Below are 4389 nucleotides of genomic sequence, written 5' to 3'. Positions count from 1 at the left end.
CCTCCCCCACCCCCCTCAAGGAGCACCCATGCCCACCTCCCCGCGCAGAAGCCGGTTCCCGGTCCTCGCCCTGCTCTTCGCCGTCCTCGCCGCACTGTTCACCGCGGCCCCCGCCGCCCGGGCCGCCGACGGCACGATCACCGGCCTCGCCGGCAAGTGCGTCGACGTGGCGGGCGCGTCCACCGCCAACGGCACGGCCGTACAGCTCTACGACTGCAACGGCACCGGCGCCCAGATCTGGTCCAACCCCGGTGACGGAACCCTGCGGGCGCTCGGCAAGTGCCTGGATGTCGTGGAGCGCGGTACCGCCGACGGCACGGCCGTCCAGCTGTGGGACTGCTCGGGCGGCGCCAACCAGCAGTGGGTGGTCTCCGGCGCGCGGGACATCGTCAACCCGGCCGCGAACAAGTGTCTGGACGTGCGGGACAACAACAGCGCCAACGGCACCCGGCTGCAGATCTGGACCTGTTCCGGCACGGCGAACCAGAAGTGGAACGCGCCCGCGAGCGGCGGCGGGAGCCAGCCGTCCGGATTCGTCGTCAGCGAGGCGCAGTTCAACCAGATGTTCCCGAACCGGAACTCCTTCTACACCTACAGCGGCCTGGTGGCGGCGCTCAGCGCCTACCCCGGCTTCGCGAACACCGGCAGCGACACCGTGAAGAAGCAGGAGGCCGCCGCCTTCCTCGCCAACGTCAACCACGAGACCGGCGGGCTCGTGCACATCGTCGAGCAGAACACCGCCAACTACCCGCACTACTGCGACTGGAACCAGCCCTACGGCTGCCCGGCCGGTCAGGCCGCCTACTACGGGCGCGGGCCGATCCAGCTGTCGTGGAACTTCAACTACAAGGCCGCGGGAGACGCGTTGCGGATCGATCTGCTCAACAACCCCTGGCTGGTGCAGAACGACTCCGCCGTGGCGTGGAAGACCGGCCTCTGGTACTGGAACACCCAGTCCGGCCCCGGCACCATGACCCCGCACAACGCCATGGTCAACCAGGCGGGATTCGGCCAGACCATTCGCTCCATCAACGGCTCACTGGAGTGCGACGGACGCAACCCGGCCCAGGTGCAGAGCCGGGTCGACGCCTACAACCGGTTCACGTCCATCCTCGGGGTCGCCCCCGGCGGCAACCTGTACTGCTGACCGGGTAGTTCACTTCGACACCGGGCACACCTGGCTCCGGCGCCGCCGTCACGCGGTGGCGTCCAGGTGTGCCCTCAGCCACTGCTCGGTGTTGCTCACGTGCACCAGCGCGGTGGCCTGGCCGAGCGTGGCGTCGCGGCGGGACAGCGCCGCGAAGATCGCCTCGTGCTCGGCGAGGGTGCGGCCCGCCGCCTGATCGTCGACCAGTCCGCGCCAGATGCGGGCGCGCAGGGTGCGGCCGGAGATGCCCTCCAGGAGCGTGAGCAGGGACTCGTTGCCGGTGGCCGAGACGACCGCGCGATGGAACGCGGCATCGTGGGCGTTGAGCAGTTCGACGTCCTCGCGCGCCTCGCGCATGGCGTCCAAGTGCCGTTTCACCTCGGCCAGTTGCTCCTCCGTGATGCGGGTCGCGGCGAGCGCCGTGGCCATCGGTTCGAGAAGCCGCCGTACCTCCATGAGGTCCTGGATGGCACCCGAGTCCCCCTGGAGGAGTTCCACCGCGCCGCCGAGCCCCTCCAGGAGCAGGCTCGGCTGGAGGCTGGTGACATAGGTGCCGTCGCCGCGCCGCACCTCCAGGACCCGGGCGACGGCCAGCGCCTTGACCGCCTCGCGGGCGAGATTGCGGGACAGGCCGAGCTGAGCCGCGAGGTCCGGTTCCGGCGGCAGTTTCGAGCCAGGAGGCAGGGCGCCGGAGCGGATCAGCTCACGGATCTGCTCGATGGCCTTGTCCGTCAGGGACACCGCGAACTCCTTCCACCGCCGCTCAGCGATGTTGATGATACGGCCCGGCTCATCAGGTCTACGCCAAAGCCGAATACATGTGATGTCTGGCGACAACGAAAGGGCTTATTGCGGCCGAAACCCTCCTCCAGGCCTGTAAAACTCCAGTATTCATCCCTGCACGCTTGTTGACACGGACCCGACACAGGGTCGACCTTCGTCCGTAACATCCGGCTTCCGGGCCCCCGTGTCCCCCTCCGCACCAGGGATGTCCCATGTCGAGTTCGCTCAGCAGACGTCAGTTCGTCGCAGGCGCCACCGCCGTCGTGGCGGCCGCGGTCACCACCGACGCGTTCACCGCCGGCCGTGCCCTGGCCGCGCCCACCACCTACACCCCCACGTGGAACTCCGTGAACCAGCATCCGGCGGCTCCGGAGTGGTTCCGCGACGCCAAGTTCGGCATCTACTTCCACTGGGGCGTCTTCAGCGTCCCCGCGTACGACAGCGAGTGGTACCCGCGCAACATGTACATCGGCGGGAGCAACGCCAACACTCATCACAAGGCCACCTACGGCGACCCCTCGGTCTGGCCGTACCACAACTTCATCAACGGGGCGAAGGACCTGGCGGGCAACACCGTGCAGTTCGCGCCGAAGCTCAAGTCGGCGGGCGGTGCCTTCGATCCGAACGAGTGGGCGCAGCTGTTCGTGGACGCCGGAGCGAGGTTCGCCGGCCCGGTCGCCGAGCACCACGACGGCTTCTCCATGTGGGACAGCCAGGTCAACGAGTGGAACTCCGTGGGCAAGGGCCCCGGCCTGAACCTGCTGCGGCTGTTCACCGACGCCATTCGCGCGCGGAACCTGAAGCTGCTGGTGGCCATGCACCACGCCTACAACTTCAACGGCTACTACGACCATGTCCCCGCGCAGACCGACCAGAGCCTGAAGAAGCTCTACGGGCAGCTGGGTTCGACCGCCGAGAACCAGCTCTGGTACGACAAGCTCAAGGAGGTCATCGACCGCGCGCAGCCGGACATCCTCTGGCAGGACTTCGACCTCACCGCGGTCGACGAGCAGCAGCGCCTCAACTTCCTGTCCTACTACTACAACCAGGCCAACTCCTGGGGCAAAGAGGTGGTCGCCACCTACAAGGACGGACTGAACGGCCACGGTGAGGTCTTCGACTACGAGCGCGGCGGGCCGGGCGACCTCACCAGCCCCTACTGGCTGACCGACGACAGCATCTCCAGCTCGAGTTGGTGCTACACGCAGGGCATCGGCTACTACTCGACGCAGCAGATGCTGCACGCGCTGATCGACCGGGTCAGCAAGAACGGCAACATGCTGCTGAACATCGCGCCCATGGCCGACGGCACCATCCCGCAGGGCCAGCGGGACGTCCTGCTGGCCATCGGCGACTACCTGAAGCGCTTCGGGGAGTCGGTCTACGACACCCGGGCGTGGACGGCGTACGGCGAGGGCCCCACGAAGATGGGCGGCGGCGCCTTCACCACCCCCACGGCCGGCACCGCACAGGACATCCGCTTCACCCGGAACAAGGCGAACACCGTCCTGTACGCCACCGTCCTCGGCTGGCCCGGCGCCTCCCTGACCATCAAGACGCTCAACTCCGCGAGGATCGACGTCACTTCGCTGAAGTCGGTGCAGCTGCTCAACGCGACCGCCGGCACCTACACCAACCTCGCGACCCCGTCCCAGAGCGCGAGCGGTCTCACGGTCACCCTGCCGTCGTCGGCGCCGTTCAGCGCCAACGCCTACGTGCTGAAGCTGACGTTCACCGGCCAGATACCCAGCCTGCGGCCGGCGGCCGGAGCCGTGACCTTCCAGGACGTCAACTACGCCGGTACCGGCACCGTCCTGGAGATCGGCGACTACACCGCCGACGCACTCACACTGGCCGGTCTCACCCCGGGCACCCTGTCCTCCCTGCGGCTCGCCCCGGGCCACCAGGTCATCGGCTACGCGGGCGACAACTTCACCGGCACCGCGTGGACCTTCACCGCCGACAACGCCGATCTGCGCAACACCGGCAACAACGACGCCGTGACGTCCTTGAAGGTGCAGTTCAACCCGTCGGCGTACTTCCAGGTCCTCAACGTCACCGACGGCCTGGCCCTGGACAGCGGCGGCAACGTGGCCTCCGGCTCCAACCTCAAGCAGTGGACCTGGGACGGCAGTCCCAACGTCCAGTGGCAGGCGGTCGAGGTCGGTGGCGGCTACTACAGGCTGGTCAACCGCACCAACGGCATGGTCGCCGACGGCTGGGGCGCCACCGCCGACGGCTCGGCCGCCCGCCAGGCCGCGTGGAACGGCGGCACCAACCAGCAGTGGCTGATCACCCATCGCGGAGACGGCCGCTACTCGATCGCCAACCGCACCACCGGGCTCGTCCTGGACGGCGGCGGGAACGTGTCGTCCGGCTCGGTCACCAAGCAGTGGACGTACGGCTCCAGCACCAACCTGCTGTGGACGTTCACCGCGCTGTAGACGCCCGTGAGGGAC

Annotated in this window: 3 protein-coding genes; 2 read left to right on the top strand and 1 reads right to left on the bottom strand. The window is 68.3% G+C overall.

Translation table 11 applies throughout. The features are described 5' to 3' along the window. Window positions 1–28 precede the first annotated feature (28 nt). Entirely contained in the window at window positions 29–1147 is a 1119-nt protein-coding gene (locus ACFULQ_RS48680; protein ID WP_383558172.1) for a glycoside hydrolase family 19 protein, read from the top strand. 48 nt (window positions 1148–1195) lie between these two features. Here ACFULQ_RS48680 and ACFULQ_RS48675 read toward each other — a convergent pair whose 3' ends face one another. After that, on the bottom strand, window positions 1196–1888 hold the full coding sequence (locus ACFULQ_RS48675) for a FadR/GntR family transcriptional regulator (protein WP_383558169.1): 693 nt from the start codon (window positions 1886–1888) through the stop codon (window positions 1196–1198). A 254-nt stretch (window positions 1889–2142) separates the two neighbouring features. On the opposite strand from ACFULQ_RS48675, the gene ACFULQ_RS48670 reads away from it, so the two are divergent. After that, a complete protein-coding gene (locus ACFULQ_RS48670) occupies window positions 2143–4374 on the top strand; it encodes an alpha-L-fucosidase (protein WP_383558167.1) in 2232 nt (743 codons plus the stop codon). The last annotated feature ends 15 nt before the right edge of the window (window positions 4375–4389 follow it).

Origin of the sequence: Streptomyces sp. NPDC057253, from assembly GCF_042669125.1 — a bacterium.
In the GTDB taxonomy this organism is placed as follows: Bacteria; Actinomycetota; Actinomycetes; order Streptomycetales; family Streptomycetaceae; genus Streptomyces.
Note: the sequence above shows the minus strand (reverse complement) of the source record. Positions and strands in the feature narration are given on the sequence as shown.

Bases quoted from the DNA above. Each gene is read 5' to 3' on its own strand.
- ACFULQ_RS48680 (WP_383558172.1), top strand. From the start codon at position 29: ATGCCCACCTCCCCGCGCAGAAGCCGGTTCCCGGTCCTCGCCCTGCTC.
- ACFULQ_RS48670 (WP_383558167.1), top strand. From the start codon at position 2,143: ATGTCGAGTTCGCTCAGCAGACGTCAGTTCGTCGCAGGCGCCACCGCC.